This window comes from Exiguobacterium sp. KKT215, assembly GCF_055635335.1.
Genome location: NZ_CM145756.1, coordinates 2,545,001 through 2,567,857 on the forward strand (window position 1 = coordinate 2,545,001; position 22,857 = coordinate 2,567,857).

Here is a 22,857-nt window from a genome sequence, read left to right on the forward strand (position 1 = left end):
GAAGTGCTCTCATATTGGAAAGCCATCGGGCGACCTACAAAACGAAAGGGCTATGTGGACGGAATGATTTTGCATTACGGAAAGGTCACGACTGGAACCGGGGGCGGATTGTGCCAATTATCCAACTTGATTTATTGGATCACGCTCCATAGCCCACTCACAGTGACCGAGCGTTACCGCCACAGTTATGATGTCTTCCCTGATTCACGAAGGGACCAACCTTTTGGGAGTGGCGCCACATGTTCCTACAACTATTTAGACCTTCAAATCACCAATCGGACGGCACAGACGTTTCAACTCCTTCTATATATAGAGGGGGATTATCTCGTAGGGCAATGGCGGTCCAATATCCCACCAACCGTTCAATATGAGATATATGAAGAAAACCACCACTTCACGAATGAATGGTGGGGTGGAACAGTTCGGCATAACCAAATATTTAGAAGCGTCTTCTCCCAAGATGGCACATTCATCCGAAATGAGTTCATCACAGAAAACCATGCTTTAACCATGTACGACCCCTTCTTACCTGAAAACACTGCATACAAAAAAGCCGACTCATAAACCGAGTCGGCTTCATTTCATTACGCGTGCGGCAAGAATATAAAGTAAGCCAAGAAGATCACTAACATGCCGTACATGATTGGGTGAATCTCTTTCGTCTTCCCTTTCGCGACCATCATGAGCGGATACAAGATGAATCCGAGCCCAATCCCCGTCGCAATCGACGAAGTGAGGGGCATCATCAGAATCGTCATGAATGAAGGAATCGCGATTTCTAGCTTTCTCCAGTCGATATCGAGTAAAGCCGAAGCCATGAGTACTCCTACGATAATCAATGCAGGGGCTGTGACCGCCGATGTGACGACTGCCAAGAGTGGCGAGAAGAAGAGCGCCAATCCGAAGAACAAACCTGCGAATACAGCCGTCAAGCCCGAACGACCACCGGCCGCTACACCAGCCGACGATTCTACATATGACGTCGCAGTCGATGTCCCAAAGATTGCACCTGCCACTGTTGCTGTTGAGTCAGCCATGAGCGCTTTACTCGCACGTGGCACTTTGTTGTCTTTCATGATTCCTGCTTGACGAGCTACCGCTACGAGCGTACCCGCTGTATCAAAGAAATCAATGAAGAAGAACGTCAAGATGACGACTAGCATTTGGACCGTGAAGACTTCTGAGAAATTGATGAACGCTTGTCCGAACGTCGATGACATGCTCGGTGGTGCCGAGATGATGTCTGAGATGGCAGTCGGTGTCGGTACAAGATTGAAGATCATCCCGACAATTGCTGTGAGAAGCATCCCGATGAAGATACCACCTTTTACATTTCGAACCATTAACAATGCTGTCACTACAAGACCGAACACCGAAAGGAGTGTCGTCCCTGTTCCGAGTGAACCGAGACCGACGAGCGTCGCTTCGTTGGCGACGACGATACCTGCATTTTTCAAACCGATAAAGGCGATAAAGAAACCAATCCCTGCCGCGACCGCCATTTTGAGTGGTCCCGGAATTGCGTTGACGACTGTCTCACGAATACCTGACAGTGTTAAAACGATAAAGAACAAACCAGAAACGAGAACCCCAGATAGTGCCGTCTGCCATGGAATACCCATGCCGAGAACTACACTGTACGCGAAGAAGGCGTTAAGCCCCATACCCGGAGCGATCGCAATCGGATAGTTGGCGAACAAGCCCATCATGACAGAACCGACGAGGGCGACAAGACCGGTTGCCACGAAAACGGCGCCCATGTCCATTCCTGCTGCACCTAACACGTTCGGGTTAACGAACAAGATGTAAGCCATTGCCAGGAACGTAGTGAATCCTGCAATCAATTCCGTTTTGATGTTCGTTCCAAGTTCATTCAACTGGAAGTAACGTTCAATCCGGTTTCCTGATGGTTGGTGATTTGGTTCTTGCTTGAGCTGTGTGCTCATTGGTTTTCCTCCTTGGCTCGCCGTAAAACGAGAAAAGGTCCCCGATTGATAACCGGAGACCCCACGCGAAACATACAGGGACATAAGTCCCTGATCTATGTCTCGCCGTAGTGAAATCATTTAAGGTGATTTCGTAGAGACTCTCGGGCCATATTCCCGATATTATACGGCAAAATAATTTTTAATTGTTCGGATATGATAAGAACGTTTTTATCTTAACAACGGCAAAATCGAATGTCAACACAAATGACGGATTTTAATCAAATATTTCGCTCTATTGTTCGGATTTACCAAATAAAAACAGAGGGGATTTCTCCCCTCTGATGGTTATTCCCACTCGATTGTTGCTGGTGGCTTCGATGTGATGTCGTACAGGACACGGTTGACGTGACTGACTTCATTGACGATACGAACCGAGATTTTCTCGAGTACATCCCATGGAATGCGGGCCCAATCTGAAGTCATTCCATCAATCGAGGTGACGGCACGTACGCCGACCGCATAGTCATACGTCCGCTCGTCGCCCATGACACCAACTGAACGAATCGGTGTAAGGACCGTGAAGTATTGCCAAATATCACGTTCGAGACCGGCTTTCTTCACTTCTTCGCGCAGAATCGCATCTGACTCACGCACGATTTCAAGTTTCTCTTCTGTGATTTCACCGAGAACACGAATGCCAAGACCTGGTCCCGGGAACGGTTGGCGCCAAACGATATAGTCCGGTAACCCGAGTTCAGTCCCGAGTTCACGCACTTCATCTTTAAAGAGCGTGTTAAGTGGCTCAATCAACGTGAAGTTCATGTCTTCCGGTAGTCCACCGACGTTATGGTGCGACTTGATTGTTTGTGCCGTGTCTGTTCCACTCTCGATGATATCCGTATAAAGCGTACCTTGGGCAAGGAAGTCCATGTCCACAAGTTTAGACGCTTCTTCGTCAAACACGTAGATGAACTCATTGCCGATGATTTTTCGTTTTTGTTCTGGATCTGAAACGCCGGCTAGTTTCGCCATGAAACGCTCCTGCGCGTCAATCTTGATGACTTTCATATTGAAACCGTCCGCGAACGTCTTCATGACGCTGTCCGCTTCATTTTTACGAAGCAAACCATGGTCGACGAACATACATGTCAATTGGTCGCCGATGGCACGATGAACGAGCGCTGCGACAACCGATGAGTCGACGCCACCTGACAACGCGCAAAGAACTTGCTTGTCACCGACAATCTCGCGAATCTTCTCGACTTCGATATCGATGAAGTTCTCCATCGACCACTCACCTTTGGCACCACACACTTCATAGATGAAGTTTTTCAAGATGTCGTTGCCGTACTCAGAGTGACGGACTTCCGGGTGATACTGTACACCGTACATTTTGAGTTCATCACTCTTGATTGAAGCGACCGGACATGATGGGTTCGTCCCATCGACGATAAATCCTGGCGGTGCTTCCATGACGAGGTCGCCATGGCTCATCCAAACCGTATGTTCCACTGGGAGACCTTTGTAGAGCGCCGACGCTTCCGGTGTCGAGAAGAGCGTCGCTTTTCCGTATTCGCGATGTGCCGCTCGTTCAACACGTCCACCGAAGTGATGCGTCATAAGTTGCATGCCGTAGCAGATTCCGAAAATCGGAATGCCAAGTTCGAAAATTTCCGGGTCACAGCGATATGCGCCTTCCGCGTACACACTGTTCGGTCCACCCGAGAAAATAATCCCGGCCGGAGCCAGTTCACGAATCTCAGCAGCGGTCATCTTGTGGGAATGAAGCTCACTATATACGCCAAGGTCACGTACACGACGTGTGATCAACTGGTTGTACTGGCCTCCAAAGTCGAGCACCAAAATCATCTCTTGTTCTATTTTCACAAAACCTCCACCTTTCTGCCTTCTTCTCAAAAAAAGAGCGAGCTTCTCCCACGGATTCACTAAACCGAAGAAGAAGCACGCCCTTTTCTGTGTATACGAAACGTGCTCCTTCATAGTCGGTCCATTTACGGTGGTCCGGTAGAGACTCTCGCGCCAATTCGCGAGTATATACGAAGGAATGCTGTTCAATTATCTAACTAATGCGTCTATCTTACTGTATGCATCCGCCTACTTCAACTCATAATTCGACGAATCATGATTTTCCAATATTCTTTATATTTTGAATTCGGCGTTTTTTCGGCATAGATACTTTGTTCAAACAAACGGGTCAATCTCGTCATTTCCGTCGATTCATAATAAGCATCGACCTCTGCGGCGAGTTCGGACGGCGTGCGCCCGTCGACTTTGAAACCTGCTCCGCGGAGTCGTTTCACTAGATATCGATGCATGGCGACAAGTCGATTTTCATTCAATGGACGCCGTGTCCACCAAAGCATCATGACGAGGCGTTCAATCGATTTTCGGTTCCATACGAGAACGGCGACCGTAAAGACAATGACAATCCAACCCCATACCGGCATATTCCAGTTCTCCGTTACCGCCTCTCCTGACGTCACATCATCGAGTGCCAAATCTTCTTGCGGACGATTCGTCGGCTCGTCGTCTTGCGACGCTTGTGGATCATTGGCCGCTGGATCTTCTGCATTCGCTTCGTCCTCCGTCTCGACTTGAAGCAAGTTGGCGTCCGAGAAACTGATGGTCGCCTCGAGCGGGACCCAGCCTGCGCCTTCCACGAAATATTCTACCCATGAGTGAGCGTGACGGTTCCGGACCGTGTATTCTTCTTCCCCTTGGATAATCCCGCGCGCATCACCCATCGTGAAACCTTTGACCCAACGCGTCGGCACTCCGCTCGCCCGGAGAAGGACGGCAGCCGAGGTCGAGAAGTTGTCACAGTACCCGATTAACGTATCGAACAAAAATTGATCGACGTAATCCGTATCACCTTCCGGGACGGCTACATCTTCCGTATTGTATTGGAAATCTCCAGATTGGAAGTAGGCTTGGACTGCTTGGGCTTGGTCGTAAGGTGTCTCACTGTCGCCCGTGATATCGGCCGACAAGTCGCGGACCCGATCCGGAAGTGAATCCGGCAATTGTAAGTACGCCTGCCGCTCTTCTTCCGTCAACGTCGTCACCGGCTCATTCAACGCCAGTTGCTCTTCTGTGAAGGAAGGGACACTGTAGCGAAGTTGAATCGTCTGAGGCGTCGTTTGCCCGTCATTGTCGAACACGATTTTCCCGGACGGTCGGATGTGAATCGTCTCGTTCGGAAACGGTTCTTCGATATTCCCGACTCGGAATTCGGTGCCATTGTCCGTCTCCGTCGCCTGTGGGTATTCTCCACCATACGGGACGAACGTTTGGCGCCGGTCAAATCGGAGCAACGCCTGTTCCGGTGTCGTATCGACAGCTTGGTCGACGAGTTGTCCGCGGTTATATTCGGAATCGAGGACCGGGGACTCGACCCAGCCTTTCCCCGTATAAATCTCTTTTGACTCGATGCGCCAATAGCGCGCCGGCACACCACGGGCGATGAAGACGATGCCGTCATCTTGCTCAAACGGTCCGCCGAGTTGTTCATCGTTCACCCCATAGCCGACTCGACCGCTGCCTGAACCTTCATCGTTCCCAGCATTTTGGAAACTCGTCGTCAACCGATCGGACCAATCCCCTTCAATTGTCGGCGACACGCTCGCGAGCGCCAACACGACCGAAGCGAGGAGCGCGATACTGACATAGCGGACGAGCGATTTGCTCGGTCGTTTCGCCAGGTCGGTGACGAAGAGCAATAAGAGCGATGCTAAAATTGCGAGTAAAATCTTCCCTTCCCCGTCATAAAGCGTCCACGTGTCAAAGTAAGCCATCAGTCCGAGCGTCGAAACGATCATCCCGAGAACGAAGCCATAGCTCGGATACGTGCGTCCGACCAGGATGGCGAACAGTACCCCGATGAGTGCCATCGCCGAGAAGAAAATCGCCTCTTCCGGCAAAGCCCCGCTCAGTACCCCGCTCAAATCCTCTAACCATAGACCGAACCAATCCAGGATACTCCCGTGGTACACGTACAAGACGATAAAGAAATTGAAGACGACCACACCAATGAAACCATACCAAGGCAACAAGCTTGCAAACATCGGAACGAGAAGCAGGAACAAGAACGGCCAATTGACATCAAATGTCGTACTGCCCACAATCGGCTCGACCCAAAATGACAACAAGTAGGCGGCAAGCGCCGTATAGACGATTCGTTTCAACCATGTCGTCATGTCGTCACCTCGTTCGCCGTGTACAAATGATAGCTGCCTTGTGTCTCATTCATGATCTCACGCACCCATTTCGTCTCGAGTGGGCTAATCAAAATCAAGTTCCCCACTTCTTGCGGCAGGTTGCGCTTCACTCGTTCGACAAGGCGCCCTTCCGGCTCCGGTGTCGCTGTCAGCAAGTAATGGCCGACCTCTGCGCTTTGGTCCGGCAAATGGAACAGACGGACCTGCTCTTCGATGACATACAGTTCGAACGGCAGATTTTTCCGCTCGAGTTGTCGGATTGCACCGACGAGAAGCGACAATGAACGTTCGAACGCTTCTTCATGCCCAGCCGTTGTCGATGGGACAAAGACAAGCGACAGTTTCTTCTCCTGCTCTTGGTCGAACGTTTTCGTCATTAAGTTTCCGCGTCGAGCCGAGGCTTTCCAATCGATTCGACCGATGCGGTCCCCGGCCGCATACTCACGGACACCACTCGTCGTATTGGCAACCTCGGTATATGTGCGCGTGCGGCGATACTGTTCGCCTCGCCCACCGACTTGCTCGTCACGCGGTAAGTCGAACGGAAGTTCAGCAGGTGAGACTTCAACGACCGTCTCGAGTCGCAACGTCCGTTTGCGGTCGAACAGTCCGAACACGTCTCGCACGTGAAGGACGGTCCGATCGAACACGTGGATGCCGCGTCGAATCTGTTCGATTTCGTAATGGACCGTCTCTGTCCGTCGAAAGAAACGGTCGACCGGTGTAATGATGACATCAGTGGATGTCGCGAGTCGCGGCGGCGGTGTCTCTTCTAACGTGACGACCCCGACAAGAAACGGGTATTTCCGCTCCACTTGCAGTTCCACGTCCATCGTTTGGCCCGAGACGAGTCGTTTCGTCGTCACACGGCGCGACACGTTCGCGGCTGTGACCGGATAAATCATGAAAATCGTCCAATAGGCGGCCAGGACGAAAAATGACCACCAGAGCGTCGACGCGACGATACTCCCTTCAATCCGGGCGAATGCGTAAAGTCCGAATGCCGCCGCCCACACAAGGAACAGCTTCATCCAATTTTTCATACTTCTTTGACCTCACGATCCATCGGGACCGGAAGTGTGTCGAGCCAGCCTTTGACGAGCTGTTCGGTCGTCTTCCCTTTATAGCGCGCTTCTGCCGTCAGTAAGATGCGATGACCGAGCACACTACCGGCGAGCGCCTTCACGTCATCCGGTAGCACGAAGTCACGGTTGTGGATATACGCCCACGCCTGTGCCGCCTTCATCAAAGCGAGCGTCGCCCGTGGACTGCCCCCGAGATACGTGTTCGGGTCGTTGCGCGACTCGTGAATCAAGCGGACGATATACTGTTTGACGGCACTCGAAACGTGTACATCGCGCACTTCGCGTTGCATCTGTTCGACTTCATGTTTCGTAATGACACTCTGTAGCGCCTCAAGCGGTTCTTCTTTCTCAAACCGCGTCAGCAGTGCAATCTCTTCATTGAAAGATGGATAGCCCATCTCGATTTTAAGGAGGAATCGATCCAATTGAGCTTCCGGGAGCGGATACGTCCCTTCATGTTCGATCGGGTTTTGCGTCGCCATGACGAAGAACGGGGACGGTAAAATTTTGACTTCACCGTCGACCGTCACGCTGCGCTCCGCCATCGCCTCGAGCAAGGCCGATTGTGTTTTAGGAGAGGTCCGGTTGATTTCATCGGCCAAAACGATATTACCCATCAATGGACCCGGCCGATATTCGAACTCTTTCGTCTTTTGGTTATACATTGAAATTCCGGTCAAATCAGAAGGCAACATGTCCGGTGTGAATTGGACACGTTTGAAATCCAAATCGATGGCTCGACTGAACGTCCGGACTAGCATCGTTTTCCCGACGCCCGGGACATCTTCTAACAACACGTGCCCTCCGGCAAGTAAAGCAGTCAAACTCTTTGCGATGACATCTTCTTTTCCGACGATCACCGTCTCAATGGCATTGATGATCGATTGAATGGCTGGACGATATGACATAGCCGACTCCCCTTTTTTCTCTGATCGCTGACGCGTTAGAAATTAGAATGTTCTGACTTTATTGTGACACATTCGAGCGCTCGTGTGAAAGAAAACCATTATGCCAATGGGCTCTCCATTCTTTACCCGAAAAAAGGCGCCTTGTCTCCGATTCGAGCAGGCGCCATGGCATTTATTTCGGTCGTTCGATTTCGAACGTTTCGCCGAGCGTGGCATAGAAGTTTCCGGCGAGTCGACTCACCGGTGCCAATCGTTCGGCGTCGATACGTCCAGCTTCATAAAGCGCCGGGTCAATATGGAACCTCACGACTCGCGCAATCAATAAGTCAGCCGTCACTTTCCCGTCATGCTCAATCGGAACGTGATGGTGCAGTTTACATTCCATTCGGATTTTGGCTTCTTTCACGCCTGGCGTCTCGATGATATCACTTGGTGCGGTCATGAACGTCGTCCGATCAAGCTCACTCTCCGCTGGCCCTAAATTGGCCGCGGTCTCGTTGACGAGAGCCACGTTCGTCTCATCGACGATATGGATGACGAGTTCTTCTGTCGCGACCGCATTGCGGGCTGTGTCTTTCATGACACCGTTCTTACGTTGAACCGATACCGATAGTAGCGGCGGCTCGGACGCCACGATGTTAAAGTAACTAAACGGCGCAGCATTGATTGTGTCGCCGTTTCGAGTCGTCACGAAAGCGATCGGCCGCGGAACGATACTCCCGATTAAAAATTTGTACGTGTCTCGCTCGGTTAACGCTGAAGGTTCAATCGATAGCATAAGAGCACCTCTTCCATAGTCATTTCTTCTCTTTCAAGCTATCCTGTTCCCTTCACATGTGTCAATCGGAAGCACATTCGAATGTGTAAGATGCTGAAATCCGGGGTATATCCGTCTAGATATGATATTTAAACAGAGAATGCTTGATGGCACATTGTTTGAGCAGTTCGGTGTTCATCTAATTTTTCTTTTTGTATATTTCCGTTATACGACGATGGAATTGGAGTTGGTTTTTAGTTAAGGAAGGAAGTAGAGCGTATTATGGGCAAGTGGATTGAACAATTGAACAGTCGTCAAATTCTCGGCATCCTTTATGGGGTCTGTATCGCCAGCCTCGTTTTAACAGCAATCGGTGCTTGGTTCGTTCGGGACGATACCGTCTCACCGACCGAACTTCTGACGTTGCGTTGGATCTGGATCACCGGGCTAGTCATGTTTATCACTGCTATTTTATTAATTGGACGTCCTTTGATTACACGAATGGTCAGTCAAAACGAAAACATGCGCGCGAAGCAAGCAGAGATGCAGTCCGTGCTCGAGGCGTCGAAACAAAACGAGACCAAGCTGCAGTATCGTAACGAATTGATTGAAGTACTCGCTTCGAAGGAATCGTTACTCGACTATTCGGCTGTCATCGAAAAAATCGTCTGGTTGACCGAGGCCGAGTTCGGGGCCGTATTGCTCGTCAAAGACGATGAAATCACGTCCGTCGTACCGAAAGGGATGACCACTGAACAACAAGAAGATTTGAAAGTACAGTCGCTCTTACTCAAACGCGTTATGATTTCAAGAACGCTAGAGGCGAGTTCAAAAAAAGTGGCCGACCAGCTTCACGGCTACCCATACTATATCCATGAGACGGTCATCCCGGTAAAGGATCCATCAGACGGAACGATGATCGGCTGCTTATATTTGGCCTGTTACGATGAGCCGTTCGATGCGAGTGAAACATCAGAGTTGAACGCGTTCGCGAACCAGTTGGCCATTTCGCTCTTACGGACGCGGCTTTATCGCCAGATGCAACAAGACCGTAAAGAGACGGCACAATTAATCAACTCGGTCCGTGAAGCGATTCTTTATTTCAACTATGAAGAAGACACGATCGTCGGCAACCGCGCCTTTATCCGCATGTTCGATGAACTTCAATTCGAATACGCCGGTTATGAGGAACTGACAACGTTATCGATTGATATCGAACAGTTTGCCGAACGTGTCGATCAACAAGACCTTTTCATCAGTTATATCGAACGTGTCTTCGACCAAGAGCCGCCGGAAGACGGTTTATCGATTTCATTGGATCAAGGTGATTGCTTCCTTCAAGTCTATGCAGAGAGCATTTACCGAGACGGGAAGATTCACGGCACCATGCTCGTCTTGCGCGACGTGACGGCCGAAACTGAAATTGACCGGATGAAATCGGAGCTTGTTTCGACGGTCTCTCACGAATTGAGAACGCCGCTGTCATCAATCTATGGATTCACAGAGTTGATGCTCGAGCGTGACTTGAAGGCAACCCGCCGCGAATTGTACTTGAAGACGATTCACGATGAGGCGAAACGTCTCTCGTACTTGGTCAACGACTTCCTCGACCTTCAAAAAATGGAGGCCGGAAAACAGACGTTCGAGTGGGAGACGGTCGATTTGCTCGAGCTCGCCCGCGATAGTATCAGCTTTTATCAAGAGACGACCGATTCGCATCATCTACACCTTGATGCCGATGTCGGACAAGACTTCAAAATCGAGGCCGACTTGGAAGGGATGCGGCAGTTGCTCGGTAACTTGCTCAGTAACGCCATCAAGTATTCTCCAGAAGGCGGAAACGTCCTCGTCTCGTTGGAACGACTAGAAAGCCAAGTCGTCATGAAAGTCCGAGACAACGGGATGGGTATCCCTTCTTCCGCCTTACCGAACTTGTTCGGCAAATTTTACCGGGTCGATAACTCAGACCGTCGTAAAATCGGTGGGACAGGACTCGGTCTCGCCATCTGTAAAGAAATCGCGAAAGCGCACGACGGACATTTACACGTTGAATCGATTTACGGGGAAGGTAGCACATTTATTTGTGAATTGCCGACATCGAAAGAAGCGATTCATCAATGAACACGACCGGAGTCGTTCCGGTCGTGTTTTTTACGCCTTAGCTTCTATTTTTAGCAGGAATGTTTTGGGATAATCTAGAAAAAGAGTAACATCGAGAAACGAAGGCAACATCGATTTACCCTTCCCATTTTTCTCGCAGGTTAAGTCTAGAAAAAGAGCTATACTAGTAAGGAAGAGACAGACAAGATTGGAGGTCATGAAGTTGGATCACCGCGACCCACCGTTTTCAGAACTAGGCGACTTTAAACAATGGGGACGTTTTGATATAAACGTGCCACTTCAAGGCGGGCAAGCCGAACTGCAAGCTGCCGTATCGATTGTTAGACATCATATTCCTTTGCGGTTGGGTGGGTTTTATATCATCGCGAGTGAAGATGGGATTTTGCGAAGCGGCTCTCACGATGCCAATTTGCAAAAACATATCATTCACCTGCTCCAACAAGTTCAAACGGGCCATGTGGAAGACGAAGCATTGATGAACGAACCGATTTGGACGATTCATTATTTCACCACTCCATAAACGACAAGAGACGATTCGGGCGTCTCTTTTTTTGTGCAAAAAAAGAACGCCTGAGGAGGCGTTAATCAATGTGAGACATGATATCAATGACTTTTTCATAGTACTCAGTGGCCAATTTATATTTCCCATTACTTCGAAGTTCTCTAGCTAACCATAAAGAGTATTTTTGCATATACACATAATCATTATTCATCTCAAAATAGTGAACTGCGTCTTTCAGTGATTTAATCAACTCAAGCTTGTCTGGGACTTGATAACAGTTTTTATAAATTTCAAAATGATGATCGAATTCTTCTAATCCCGTTCGATCACCTTTAATCTCGTATCCTTTGGCCAACCAATTTAAGATTTCTTCTGTGTTGTTGTAGTTTGTATATCCTTCAATCAACGACACGACACTATACAATTTACTTTTCACTTCTACTTTGTAATCGAAACTCTGCATAAAATATTCAAGTGCCCGCTCTTGATCGCCTAGTGAAGAATAAATCTCACCCATGTTATTGTAGAGCATTCCATAATAGTTATTTAGACTTGTCGCACTTATTACTTTGACCGCTCTATGGTAATGAGCCAAAGCTTCCGTAAAGCGTCTTCGACGTTTAAAGGCTAGTCCAATGATAATATGACATTCAACGATTCTTTCTAAGAAAAAATGTTCCTGGAAATAATCGAGCGCGAATTTTACATTCTCGATTGCTTGTAGATAATCTGTGAATTTGTAATACAATCCACCCATGATATACCTCATATCCGCCATTTCCCACGTAGGTAAATTTGAATGGGGAAGTTGTTCGTTCAGATCTTCAAGTAACTCTAAGGATTTTTCTTTCTCATTTTGGTTAATCAGTCTAATACATTTTATCAAAGTATATCTTAGTTTATCTTCTCGATTTAACTGTTCTTCAATCCAACCAATCTCAGTGAAGTATTTCCCCTCACCATCGGGCATGATTTCAAACCTAGCCAACGCTATTAACAATGTTATATATAACTCTTTTGATTGATTGACCACAGGATTAGTTAAATATTTGTTGATTTCAATTCGCTTATCTTGATCTTTCCTTGTTAAAATAGCATCTTTCAAAATCTCTTCAATTTCGCTCTTTACTTTCTCGACTTGTTCGCTGAAATCATAGTACAGAGGCACTTCAATTTCAAGCCTCTTAAAAATCATCTCTAGTACTTCTTCACTAGGAGATGTTTGGTTATTTTCAATTTTACTCAAGTAAGATATTGAACAAATCCCTCTAGCTAAGACAGACTGCTTCATATTCCTACGCATTCTCTCAATTTTTATAAGGTTTCCGTAGTTGTATTCCATCCCAAGAAATAGCCCCTTCGCCCTAATTATTAGCGTTTTTTAAAATAAATATAGTCTGGAAACGTGCATATCAGGAAACTTTTAACCTAAAAACGATATTTTTGATGTTTTTCTGCTATGATTTTCCCAACCTATAGCAGTTCGTTAGACTGTTTAATCATGATAAAATTTAACTAGTAAATATAAAACTTTATATTTTTATAGGTAAAATGATTCACTTTAAAACCAGTTGTAGGATTTATATTTCGGAGGTGAATACATCAGATGGGAAAACTAAGTTTTTTACTGGCTGAAGATTATATTAAACCTAAAATCTATTTCCAATCTAAACAAGCCCCGGTATTCAATACATCCTATTCGTATACCGATCACAATCAATTTGAGGGACTAGAACATTTGACCCAATTGTTGCGTTCTCCAAAAGGATTTATCGTAAACGCTTTTCAAATCGATTATTATCAAACTTTGCCACAACTAATTACAAGAACTCTTAAAGAAAATCGGTCATATAAAAAACTATACATTCTTGGACCTGAACTGTCTCTCTCTATTCTAAAGCGCAGTTCAAAAACCGTCTATGAGAAACACTTCCAAGAATATGGATATATCAATATCGAACGAGATTTTCAAGCAGTTCTTCGCCAATGTTTAGCCTTATTGCAGGAAGGACATATCTTGTATATTCTTCCGGAAGCATCAATTTGCTGGCGACCAGAATCTTTTCACTCGTTAGAGAATCTACTCACTCCATTATGTAGCACATTGCTTAGTCAAGAAGCACACGTTCCAATCTTATCTTCTTCTACTAGAGAAGGTTTGGACAAAGTTGTGCTACATGAACCAAACCTACCACAACAATATGTAGGAGATTTGGAATCACGTGTTTACCAACAGTCAGAATCGGTATATAATTTACTAGAATCTCCAGTTTCTGACTACTAACCACTGTCATAACATACTAGGGATCGCTGCTTTATTCACAATAATTTATTCAACGGAGGGATTCACGATGAAAAAGATTACAGGGCTATTATTCATCGCTGCTGCAGTTTTATTACTTGGTAGCTCAATCAAACCAATGGGCGAAGATTTACCACGCTTGACGAAATTTAATGCACCAATTCAAACCTTTGGTGAGGACCTCCCACGTTTGACGAAATTTGAACCAATTATCAAACCATTAGGCGAAGACCTTCCGCGTTTGACAAAAATCGAACCAACAATCAAACCATTAGGCGAAGATTTACCACGCCTTACGTGATTATTAAAAGAGACGCCCTCGTGCGTCTCTTTTTTTATTTCCGAAACTCTGGAAATAAACTTATTGAAAAAAAGTCAAACAATTTACATATTAACCTCCATTTTTTTCTTGTTTCCTTATATAATAACGGAGACATGATGACGATTTCATTTCACAGCTACTTCACCTATCTTATGAATAAAGGAGCGGATCTCGATTGAACCAAACGAAATCATCTTGGAACTTGAAACTGTTGCTTAGCTCTTCCCTCGTCATTGGTGGCATGGCCATCGCCCCATTCGACTTGACGCCGAACGGTTTCGAATCGAGCCGAGTCGAAGCTGCCTCTACATACACGACGACAGCGAACTTGAACCTTCGTTTAAGTGCCGCCACATGGAGTCCTGTCCTTTTAACGATTCCAAATGGGGCGACCGTCAAATATGTTAGCAAGTACGGCTCTTGGTACAAGGTCAGCTACGGTGGAAAGACCGGCTACGTCGCTTCGCAATACGTGAAAGTTTCGACTCCCTCGACGATGACGCCGAGCTCAGCCTCGTACTACAAAACGACGGTCAATTTAAACTTGCGATTGACGGCAGCCTCGTGGAGCTCGGTCTTGACGACGATCCCGAACGGCGCCACCGTCAAGTATGTCAGTCGTTATGGCTCTTGGTATAAAGTCAGTTACAACGGAAAGACGGGCTATGTCGCTTCGCAATACTTAACAGCCACCGGAGCCCCGACTACGACGACTTCTACCACGTCCTACCAAACGACGGTCAACTTGAACATGCGCTTGACGGCAGCCTCGTGGAGCACGGTGTTGCTGACTATCCCAAACGGTGCGACCGTCAAGTACATCAGCAAGTACGGCTCTTGGTATAAGGTGAGTTACGGCGGCAAGACGGGTTACGTCGCTTCACAGTATTTGAAGCCGGCCACGACGACGACACCAACAACATCAACCGGTTCAGGTCGGACAATCGTGATCGATGCTGGACACGGCGGGAATGACCCAGGGGCTGTGTACGGATCAGTGTACGAAAAAGTCATCGCTTTCGATATCGCCGCACGTCTCGCGAGTACGCTCTCGAATACATATGGCTATAACGCACGGATGACGCGCTCGAACGACGTGTACTTGTCGCTCGCACAACGCGTCGAATTGACAAAATCGTATAAAGGTAGCGCCTTCGTCAGCATTCATAACAACTCGTCGACGAATACGTCTTACCACGGTCACGAAGTCCTCATCCCGACCGGTGAAAGTTATACGACGAACCCATACATCTCGGCTAGCCGTAGTTTAGGGGCAGCCATCAACCGTGAACTCGGTGTCCGAATCCCAACGATTCGTAACCGTGGTGTGAAATATCAAAACGTTTATGTCGTCGGCAAGAACAGCGTCCCATCGACCCTTGTCGAATATGGTTTCATCAGCAACTCGAACGACCGCTCGCACTTGACGAGCACCACATACCGGCAACGGATGGCAGATGCCACCGCTTCTGGGATTCATCAATTTATGAGCACTTATAAATAAGCAAGAGACCTGATCGCATGCGATCAGGTCTCTTTTTCATTGGCGGGACAACGCCAAATTTTATGATGCGCCCCCGGACCCCAATAGTGCTCAATCGTCACGAGCGGCGGGCCGAGCCGCTTCTCCCAATAGGCTTGTGACGTTGGAAAGCCGGCATCTAAATAAAATGCCGTTTGTTGATTCGCCACGAGTTGCCGTCTCATATTGTCTATCAAGAAACGACCGATACCTTGGCGTTGGGCACCAGGTGCGACGTACATGCATCCGATTTCAGGAACGTTCGGCTCGATGTCGACGTGTGCGGTAATGATGTCATTCGGAGGCAAAATCGCGGCCGTCCCTACGATGACGTCGTCTTGGAGCACCACGAAAATTTGAACGGTCTCGTCCTCGAAACTGTCTTGAACGGTCGTATTCAACCGTTCGACTTCCTCATCCAACAAGTCGGCATCTTCAAACTGTTCTCGGCGAATCAAATCACTCAGACTCTCCATAAACAGCCGTTGGAGCGGCTTTACATCTTCACGTTCGAGCGGGCGAAAGTTCAATCTCTCCACTTCCCTCTGTTCCTGAATGATACGTGCTAGTCTTTACCCGCGTCCGCTTCTGGCGTAACGTTCGGTTGATGCGACCCTTCCACCGCCTCGAGCTGCTCGAGATGATCGTAACCGAGATGTCCATGCGTTCTCCAGATGAGGACGATTGCAGTCGTGACGAGCAATAACGTCAAATGGAGAAAGCCGATCGGAAACATGCCCGGCTTCATTAGTGGAATGAGTGCGAACGAGACATTGAACATCGTATGGAGCAAGAAAACGGACCATAAATTCATCGTCGTAACATTGTAGAGCCAAGATATGATGAACGTGAAAGCGAGAATCGCCATGGCGTATGCCCAAAACGGGATGAGCGATTGCCCGGTCCCCTCCATCAAAAAGAGTGGTGTATGCCAGACGGTCCAAATGCCCCCTACGAACAAACTCGCTTTGATCGGGGTCGTCTTCAATTGACACGCGTTGAGCAAATAACCGCGCCATCCGTACTCTTCTTGCATCGTGCCGCCAAGGAACAGCATGTAGAAGAACGTCGGCACGACGAGCCACGGACGCTCAAACAGCAACGCCCCTTCCGCATCGGACCACCAATAGGCAATCAGGAAAACGGAGGGAAGGAACAACAGGCCGAACGCATAGTATCTGCCTGCCATCCGCCACTCGAATCCCCGCTTCCATAACGTCGTGACACCTTCCCAACCGTTCTCCCGAAACGCCATGTAACTCCCGGCAAGACTTGGACCGAACGCTCCGATCAGCACAATCGCTTGAATCGGTAACTCGGTCCCAATAAATAGTCCCCACCACGCCAACCATGAGAACCCGAACGCGATGAGGAGAAATAAGATGATTTCTTTCTTTGTCGGTATCATTCGTCTCCCCTCCTTCTATCCGTAGTTTACCCGCTTTCCGAACGACTTCCCTATTTCATGCAAAAAATATTTTTATTATATGAAGCAAAATGATAGATGGACTTTTGAATTCCAAGGTATAATTGAAATTACAAAAAAATTACATTCATAGTGAGGTATATATGGAACCAGTCGTTGAACACTCGATGAGTCACAATGGGTTTCTCGTGATTCTGTCTTATCTGATTGCCGCCGTTTCTGCTTACGCCGCCATCGAACTGGCCCGACGTGTCAATTCAGCGAACCGTTCCACCCAAAATGTCTGGATCATCGCTGGTGGCGCGACACTCGGTCTCGGCATTTGGTCGATGCATTTCATCGCCATGCTGGCCCATGAGGTATTGCGACCGATCACGTATTCGGTCCCGCTCGTCCTATTGTCCGTCGTCATCGCCATGGCCGGTTGTATGTTCGGCTTCTTGATTGTCTCGCGTCGCACGACTCGACCAGCCCTAATCGGTGCCGGACTAGTCATGGGAGGGAGTATCGCCAGCATGCATTATGTCGGAATGGCCGCGCTCCAAGGCATCACGACTTCCTACAATCCATGGTTGGCGACACTCTCGATTTTGATTGCGCTAGGTGCCTCGCTCGTTGCTTTGTGGATCGGCTTCTTTTCGAAGTATACCGAGAAAAAAATGCACATCGAATTGAAAGTGTTCTTCTCCCTCTTGATGGGTGTCGCCATCTTCGGCATGCATTTCGTCGGTATGATGGCGGCAACTTTCACGTTCGTCGAGACAGACAGACCGTTCGCCAATGCGATTGAGCCTTCGTTGCTCGCATGGCTCGTGAGCGCGATCACGATTCTCTTGTTTGCCATCTTCTTTTTATCACTCACGATTGACCGTCATCTTCGAAAACGGGATTTTATCCAAGCAACGATTCTTGACTCCACGACGGATGCGGTCGTCACGACGACGAAAGACGGAATGATTCAATACGCGAACACAGCGTTCTATCGCTTGTTCGACCGAGTGGAGAAGGATGCATTCTTCCAAGACTATCATCCGTCGCTCACCATCAATCAACCGTTTCATGAAACGAGACGCGTCAATTTCGACGACAGGACGATTGAAGTGACGAGCTATCCGCTTAAAGGGGAAACGATGGACCAGGTACTTTGGTTCTTGCGTGACGTCTCGGAGACAATTGCCTCACAGCGGCTCGTCGAACATATGGCGTATCACGATACGCTCACGGATTTACCGAACCGGCATAAGCTCGAACGGATTTTAGCCGAACATATTCAAATCGAAGACCCGGTCGCTTGTCTCTACATCGACATCGACCGGTGGCGTTTCTTGAGTGACATGCTCGGGCATCACGGCTCGGACGAACTGACGATGCAAATCGCTGAGCGTCTGCAAGTGACCATTCACCCGGATGACATTTTGACGCGCGTCGGTTCATCCGAATTCATCATCTTGCTGTTTGATAAGCGGAGCACGCTCGCCAAACAGAAAGCCGAGAAGTGTATCAAGGCGATCTCGCAACCGTTCGATATCGACGGGACGACCGTCGAACTGACGATGAGCGCCGGCATCAGTCATTATCCGAAAGATACGAAGTCGGCCGAGGAGCTCGTGCAATACGCACGCCTCGCCGTCCACGAGTCGAAACGGACCGGTAAGAATCAAATTAAAGAATTCGAAGACGAGTCGAAGCATCAAATCCTTCGTACCGTCGAAATCGAAAAGGCGCTCGCGCAGGCGCTCGACCGAAATGAGTTTTCACTCGTGTACCAGCCGAAAGTGTCACTTACGCAAAATCGACTCGAAGGCGTTGAGGCGCTCCTGCGTTGGAACAACCGCGAGCTCGGTCACGTGTCACCGACAGACTTCATTCCAATCGCGGAGAACACCGGCCTGATTCACTCAATCGGCAGTTGGGTCATGCGTGAATCGTGCCGAGCCTGGGTCCGTTGGAAGAAGTCGGGCGTGAAACCATTCACGCTTTCGGTCAACGTCTCCCCGCTCCAGTTCGCGCGTGAGGATTTTGTCGAGTCGCTCCAGGCCATCTTGGATGAGACCGGTATGGACCCGATGTTCCTCGAGCTCGAGGTAACGGAGTCGTCGATGCTGTCATATGAAGAATCGACGCGAGAGAAACTCACCCAGCTCCATCAGTTCGGGATTTTAATCTCACTCGACGATTTCGGGACGGGCTACTCGTCGTTCCGTCAATTGCGTGAGCTACCGGTCCAAGTGTTGAAAATCGATCGGTCGTTCATCGTCAACTTGTTCACCGATCGGAACCAGGAAGCCATCGTTCGCTCGATGATTCAACTCGGTCATAACTTGGGTATGAAAGTGCTCATGGAAGGTGTCGAGACGTCGGATCAGCTCGAATGGTTACTGAACGAACAGTGTGATTACGTCCAAGGTTATTACTTCAGTCGTCCACTTCTTGAAAAGGACGTCGTGAAACATGTCAAATCGGTCACGACGTACATCGAGTTTGGAAAGACACGCGCTTGATCAGACTGCAGCCCCTGCGCTGCAGTCTTTTTTGTATGCCAAAAATCTCCCATGCCACCAGGCACGGGAGAATCGTTTTACGAGACTTGCGCTTTTTCTTGCTCGCGAATCAAGTGGTATTGTTCGAGGATTAGCTTCGTCAGCGTGTCATCCTCATGCAATTGGAGATATTTTTCTACCGTCGAGACGATGCCGTCTTCTTCGATGGAAAGATTAAGTTCAGAAGATTCTGAATCCTCAGGGTTATAATAGGTCAAGGCAGCCGCGATTCCGTAGGCCAGTTCATTCGGTTCGATGCCGTTATCGATGAGTTCGCGGGCTGGTTTGACGAGCCGATCACTCGGTCCGAGCTTACGGATTGGTGAGCGGGCGACACGTGAGACTTCATCTTTCAACTTCGGATTCTCGAATCGTTTGATGATCTTTTGAATGTATTGGCTGTGTTCTTTCGCCTCGAACCCGTACTTCTCGAGGAGGAGCCAACCAGTCTCATACAACGCGCCTTGCACAACTTGACGGACACGGCGGTCTTTGAGCGCCTCGTCGATCGTCGCTTTCCCGAACAAGGAACCGATGTACGACGCGATGGCGTGACCGGTGTTGACCGTGAACAGCTTCCGTTCGATGTATGGCCCAATCTCGTCGACCCACGTCACACCTTGAAGCGGGGGCCGCTCGGCCAATCCTTTCGTCTCGATGACCCACTCGTAGAATGTCTCGACCTCGACGAATAGCGGGTCTGCGTGTTGTTGCAACGGGACGATCCGGTCGACGGCCGCATTCGGGAACGAGGCATTGGCCGTCCCGATGCCACCTGACGCTTCGATCGCTTGATGAAGTGATGCGCTACCGCCAATCATGTTCTCGCAAGCAATCACATAAACGGGTGCCGACGTCACGCGTTCACGGAGTCCTTCGCTGATGAGTGGCGCGACTTTCGGCAACAGCGTCGGTCCGACCGCGGTCGTGACGAGATCGGCCTCCGCGATGAGGGCGATGACCCGCTCCGGATCGGTCAAACTGTTGACGCCGCGGACCCGGTCGACGAGGACGTTGTCGACGCCTTCTTCGGCGAATCCGACTTCATAAAATCGCTTGTCTTCTAACGCTTGGATGACGGTATCGTTAATATCGACGAACGTGACCTCGTAACCACTCTGATTGAGCAGCAATCCGATAAATCCACGTCCGATATTCCCTGCCCCAAAATGTACGGCTTTCATTACGCCACCTCTTCCATGAATAGCGACAAAATCTCTTCTTTCGTCTTCGCCTGTACAAGACGCTCGACGTTATCCTCATCTGAACAGATGACCGCGATTTGGGACAGGAGTTCCAAATGTTCGTCATCCACACCAGCAATCCCGATGACGAGTTTCGCCGTCTGGCCACCGAAATCGACGCCGGCCGGCACTTGGAGGATGGAAATCCCCGTCTTTTGAACGGCGGATTTCGCTTCCTCGGTCCCGTGCGGAATCGCGACTTGGTTCCCGATATACACGCTTGAGAGCGCTTGACGCTCGTGCATCGCTTGGACGTAAGCCGGAGACACGCATCCGGCTGCTTCTAACACTTCACCGGCTGCGTCAATCGCTTCGGCCGACGTGTTGAACGATTGGTTGAGTCGAATCATCTCTGTCTGAATGAATGGCATTTTAGTTCCTCCTATACCTTAAACCTTGTCTCTGTCTACTTGTGTTATGAGATTTTGCTGCGTTCTGCTTTAATTTCTTCAATCAATTGATCGTAATAGTCGGCGTTCAAGAAATTCGTGACCGAACGGTGAATCGCATCCGGCACTTGTGCCTCGGCCCGGTCCGTCAAATCCTCGTGGGTGATGATGAATTGAGCGTCTTTCGGCAATTGACTGATTGACGTGTTCGTGACTTTGATTGGCAAATTCGCCTTATTCACTTTATTGCGAAGCACCGACGCGCCCATCGCGCTCGAACCCATACCGGCGTCACAAGCAAAGATGATGTGATCGACTTTATCGAGACGGTCGTGAACGAGAGCTGACGCATATGACTGTTTGCCTTTCATCGCGCTGACGTTTTGTGTCGCTTCTTCAAGTGAAACTTCTTCTGCCGCGCTCGATTTCAAGATGACACTTGCCACGGCGAACGTGACCGCTGCCGACAAGAGAATCCCTGTGACGAGCCCGAGGTACGAACCGCGTGAAGCCATTGCGAGGATTGCGAAGATACTACCTGGTGACGCTGGTGCGACGAGACCGACATCGAACAAGACGAATGTGAAGACCCCAGTTGCCCCCCCTGCGATCATCGCAAGGATTAAGATTGGTTTCATCAAGACGTATGGGAAGTAAATCTCGTGAATCCCACCGAGGAAGTGAATGATCGCTGCCCCTGGTGCCGTACGTTTGGCCGCGCCTTTCGCGAACACCATGTAAGCGAGCAGTAAACCAAGACCTGGTCCCGGGTTTGCCTCAAGTAAGAACAAGACCGATTTCCCGGCGTCCGCCACTTGGTCGACACCGAGCGGGCTCAAAATCCCGTGGTTGATGGCGTTGTTCAAGAACAAGATTTTCGCTGGCTCGATGAATAGACTTGCGATTGGCAACAGTTTCGCACCGACGATCCAGTCGACACCGGCTGCCATGACTTTATCAAGGCCGCTCATGATTGGACCGAACACTTCGAAGCCACCGATCATGAGAAGACCACCGATGATTCCGACCGAGAAGTTGTTGACGAGCATTTCGAATCCAGCTTTGACTTTGCCTTCGATGAGGCGGTCAAATTGTTTAATGACATATCCACCGAGTGGACCCATGATCATCGCACCGAGGAACATCGGAATGTCCGTCCCAACGATGACCCCCATCGTGGCGAGTACCCCGACGACTCCGCCTCGTACATCATGAATCAACTTACCGCCGGTGAACCCGATTAAGAGCGGTAACAGATACGTGATCGTCGGACCGACGAGTTCTGCTAATTTTTCATTCGGCCACCAGCCCGTTGGAATGAAGAGGGCGGTGATAATCCCCCAGGCGATGAAGGCGCCGATGTTTGGCATGACCATCCCGCTCAGGAAACTCCCGAACCGTTGTACTTTGACTCGAACCCCGCCCGAGCCAGCTTGCGCATTCGCCATGTATAAAACCTCCAGTCGATTATTGTGAAAGGTAGATTGTTGTAGTGTAGCTAACCGGTTTGTGCTCTACACTCGTATTGTAGTCTCAGCGTAAGCGCTTTCTCAATTCAATCCAGTTCATACTT

The 22,857-nt window shown here is 49.1% G+C and carries 19 protein-coding genes and 2 riboswitches (1 of these 21 running past the window's edge); of the genes, 7 read left to right on the top strand and 12 right to left on the bottom strand.

What is annotated here, in order from left to right; genetic code table 11:
* Positions 1-564, top strand: the 3' portion of a protein-coding gene (locus ACZ2GZ_RS13210; RefSeq protein WP_029596119.1) for a VanW family protein. Its footprint begins 270 nt before the window's first position; only the last 564 of its 834 coding nucleotides appear in the window; its start codon lies off the left edge, out of view; it ends in the stop codon at positions 562-564.
* Positions 565-584: 20 nt separating this feature from the next.
* On the opposite strand, the gene ACZ2GZ_RS13215 is transcribed toward ACZ2GZ_RS13210, so the two are convergent.
* From ACZ2GZ_RS13215 to ACZ2GZ_RS13240, 6 genes are all read right to left on the bottom strand, one after another.
* The gene (locus ACZ2GZ_RS13215; protein ID WP_035385692.1) at positions 585-1,946 is read right to left on the bottom strand and encodes an NCS2 family permease; all 1,362 of its coding nucleotides are present in this window, start codon (positions 1,944-1,946) and stop codon (positions 585-587) included.
* An 88-nt stretch (positions 1,947-2,034) separates the two neighbouring features.
* A riboswitch (purine riboswitch) is annotated at positions 2,035-2,136 on the bottom strand.
* Positions 2,137-2,273: 137 nt separating this feature from the next.
* Positions 2,274-3,797, bottom strand: coding sequence for a glutamine-hydrolyzing GMP synthase (guaA, locus tag ACZ2GZ_RS13220; RefSeq protein WP_029596121.1), 1,524 nt, complete (start codon positions 3,795-3,797; stop codon positions 2,274-2,276).
* 111 nt (positions 3,798-3,908) lie between these two features.
* A riboswitch (purine riboswitch) is annotated at positions 3,909-4,009 on the bottom strand.
* Between the two features lie 39 nt (positions 4,010-4,048).
* The gene (locus tag ACZ2GZ_RS13225; RefSeq protein WP_470295309.1) at positions 4,049-6,145 is read right to left on the bottom strand and encodes a transglutaminase-like domain-containing protein; all 2,097 of its coding nucleotides are present in this window, start codon (positions 6,143-6,145) and stop codon (positions 4,049-4,051) included.
* A complete protein-coding gene (locus ACZ2GZ_RS13230) occupies positions 6,142-7,209 on the bottom strand; it encodes a DUF58 domain-containing protein (RefSeq protein ID WP_470295310.1) in 1,068 nt (355 codons plus the stop codon). The genes ACZ2GZ_RS13225 and ACZ2GZ_RS13230 overlap by 4 nt, the downstream gene beginning before the upstream one ends.
* Positions 7,206-8,159, bottom strand: coding sequence for an AAA family ATPase (locus ACZ2GZ_RS13235; RefSeq protein ID WP_470295311.1), 954 nt, complete (start codon positions 8,157-8,159; stop codon positions 7,206-7,208). The genes ACZ2GZ_RS13230 and ACZ2GZ_RS13235 overlap by 4 nt, the downstream gene beginning before the upstream one ends.
* 172 nt (positions 8,160-8,331) lie before the next feature.
* On the bottom strand, positions 8,332-8,937 hold the full coding sequence (locus ACZ2GZ_RS13240; protein WP_214756911.1) for a flavin reductase family protein: 606 nt from the start codon (positions 8,935-8,937) through the stop codon (positions 8,332-8,334).
* Between the two features lie 261 nt (positions 8,938-9,198).
* On the opposite strand from ACZ2GZ_RS13240, the gene ACZ2GZ_RS13245 reads away from it, so the two are divergent.
* Positions 9,199-11,037: an ATP-binding protein gene (locus ACZ2GZ_RS13245; protein WP_470295312.1), complete on the top strand. Its 1,839-nt coding sequence runs from the start codon at positions 9,199-9,201 to the stop codon at positions 11,035-11,037.
* 202 nt (positions 11,038-11,239) lie between these two features.
* Complete coding sequence (locus ACZ2GZ_RS13250) at positions 11,240-11,557, top strand: hypothetical protein (protein WP_125318027.1); 318 nt, start codon at positions 11,240-11,242, stop codon at positions 11,555-11,557.
* 61 nt (positions 11,558-11,618) lie between these two features.
* Here the strand turns inward: ACZ2GZ_RS13250 and ACZ2GZ_RS13255 are convergent, their stop codons facing one another.
* The gene (locus ACZ2GZ_RS13255; protein WP_214803421.1) at positions 11,619-12,881 is read right to left on the bottom strand and encodes a helix-turn-helix domain-containing protein; all 1,263 of its coding nucleotides are present in this window, start codon (positions 12,879-12,881) and stop codon (positions 11,619-11,621) included.
* 264 nt (positions 12,882-13,145) lie between these two features.
* Here ACZ2GZ_RS13255 and ACZ2GZ_RS13260 point away from each other — a divergent pair, with 264 nt between their 5' ends.
* The 3 genes from ACZ2GZ_RS13260 to ACZ2GZ_RS13270 all read left to right on the top strand — a co-directional run bounded on the left by ACZ2GZ_RS13260 (position 13,146) and on the right by ACZ2GZ_RS13270 (position 15,667).
* Positions 13,146-13,823: a hypothetical protein gene (locus tag ACZ2GZ_RS13260; RefSeq protein ID WP_214803424.1), complete on the top strand. Its 678-nt coding sequence runs from the start codon at positions 13,146-13,148 to the stop codon at positions 13,821-13,823.
* A 67-nt stretch (positions 13,824-13,890) separates the two neighbouring features.
* Positions 13,891-14,142, top strand: coding sequence for a hypothetical protein (locus tag ACZ2GZ_RS13265; protein ID WP_214803427.1), 252 nt, complete (start codon positions 13,891-13,893; stop codon positions 14,140-14,142).
* A gap of 196 nt (positions 14,143-14,338) precedes the next feature.
* Entirely contained in the window at positions 14,339-15,667 is a 1,329-nt protein-coding gene (locus tag ACZ2GZ_RS13270; RefSeq protein ID WP_214803430.1) for an N-acetylmuramoyl-L-alanine amidase, read from the top strand.
* Positions 15,668-15,690: 23 nt separating this feature from the next.
* On the opposite strand, the gene ACZ2GZ_RS13275 is transcribed toward ACZ2GZ_RS13270, so the two are convergent.
* Together ACZ2GZ_RS13275 and ACZ2GZ_RS13280 are read right to left on the bottom strand one after the other, a co-directional pair.
* A complete protein-coding gene (locus tag ACZ2GZ_RS13275) occupies positions 15,691-16,215 on the bottom strand; it encodes a GNAT family N-acetyltransferase (RefSeq protein ID WP_214803432.1) in 525 nt (174 codons plus the stop codon).
* A gap of 35 nt (positions 16,216-16,250) precedes the next feature.
* Positions 16,251-17,093, bottom strand: a complete 843-nt coding sequence (locus tag ACZ2GZ_RS13280; protein ID WP_214803435.1) for a CPBP family intramembrane glutamic endopeptidase — start codon at positions 17,091-17,093, stop codon at positions 16,251-16,253.
* A gap of 161 nt (positions 17,094-17,254) precedes the next feature.
* Between ACZ2GZ_RS13280 and ACZ2GZ_RS13285 the strand changes: the two genes are divergently transcribed.
* Positions 17,255-19,612: a bifunctional diguanylate cyclase/phosphodiesterase gene (locus tag ACZ2GZ_RS13285; RefSeq protein ID WP_470295313.1), complete on the top strand. Its 2,358-nt coding sequence runs from the start codon at positions 17,255-17,257 to the stop codon at positions 19,610-19,612.
* A 77-nt stretch (positions 19,613-19,689) separates the two neighbouring features.
* Here ACZ2GZ_RS13285 and ACZ2GZ_RS13290 read toward each other — a convergent pair whose 3' ends face one another.
* Genes ACZ2GZ_RS13290 through ACZ2GZ_RS13300 form a run of 3 tightly spaced genes read right to left on the bottom strand, consistent with a single transcriptional unit; the run spans position 19,690 to position 22,732 of the window.
* Positions 19,690-20,835: a mannitol-1-phosphate 5-dehydrogenase gene (locus tag ACZ2GZ_RS13290; RefSeq protein WP_029596133.1), complete on the bottom strand. Its 1,146-nt coding sequence runs from the start codon at positions 20,833-20,835 to the stop codon at positions 19,690-19,692.
* A complete protein-coding gene (locus ACZ2GZ_RS13295) occupies positions 20,835-21,266 on the bottom strand; it encodes a PTS mannitol transporter subunit IIA (RefSeq protein WP_470295314.1) in 432 nt (143 codons plus the stop codon). The genes ACZ2GZ_RS13290 and ACZ2GZ_RS13295 overlap by 1 nt, the downstream gene beginning before the upstream one ends.
* A gap of 44 nt (positions 21,267-21,310) precedes the next feature.
* Positions 21,311-22,732, bottom strand: a complete 1,422-nt coding sequence (locus tag ACZ2GZ_RS13300) for a PTS mannitol transporter subunit IIBC (protein WP_034781590.1) — start codon at positions 22,730-22,732, stop codon at positions 21,311-21,313.
* Positions 22,733-22,857 lie beyond the last annotated feature (125 nt).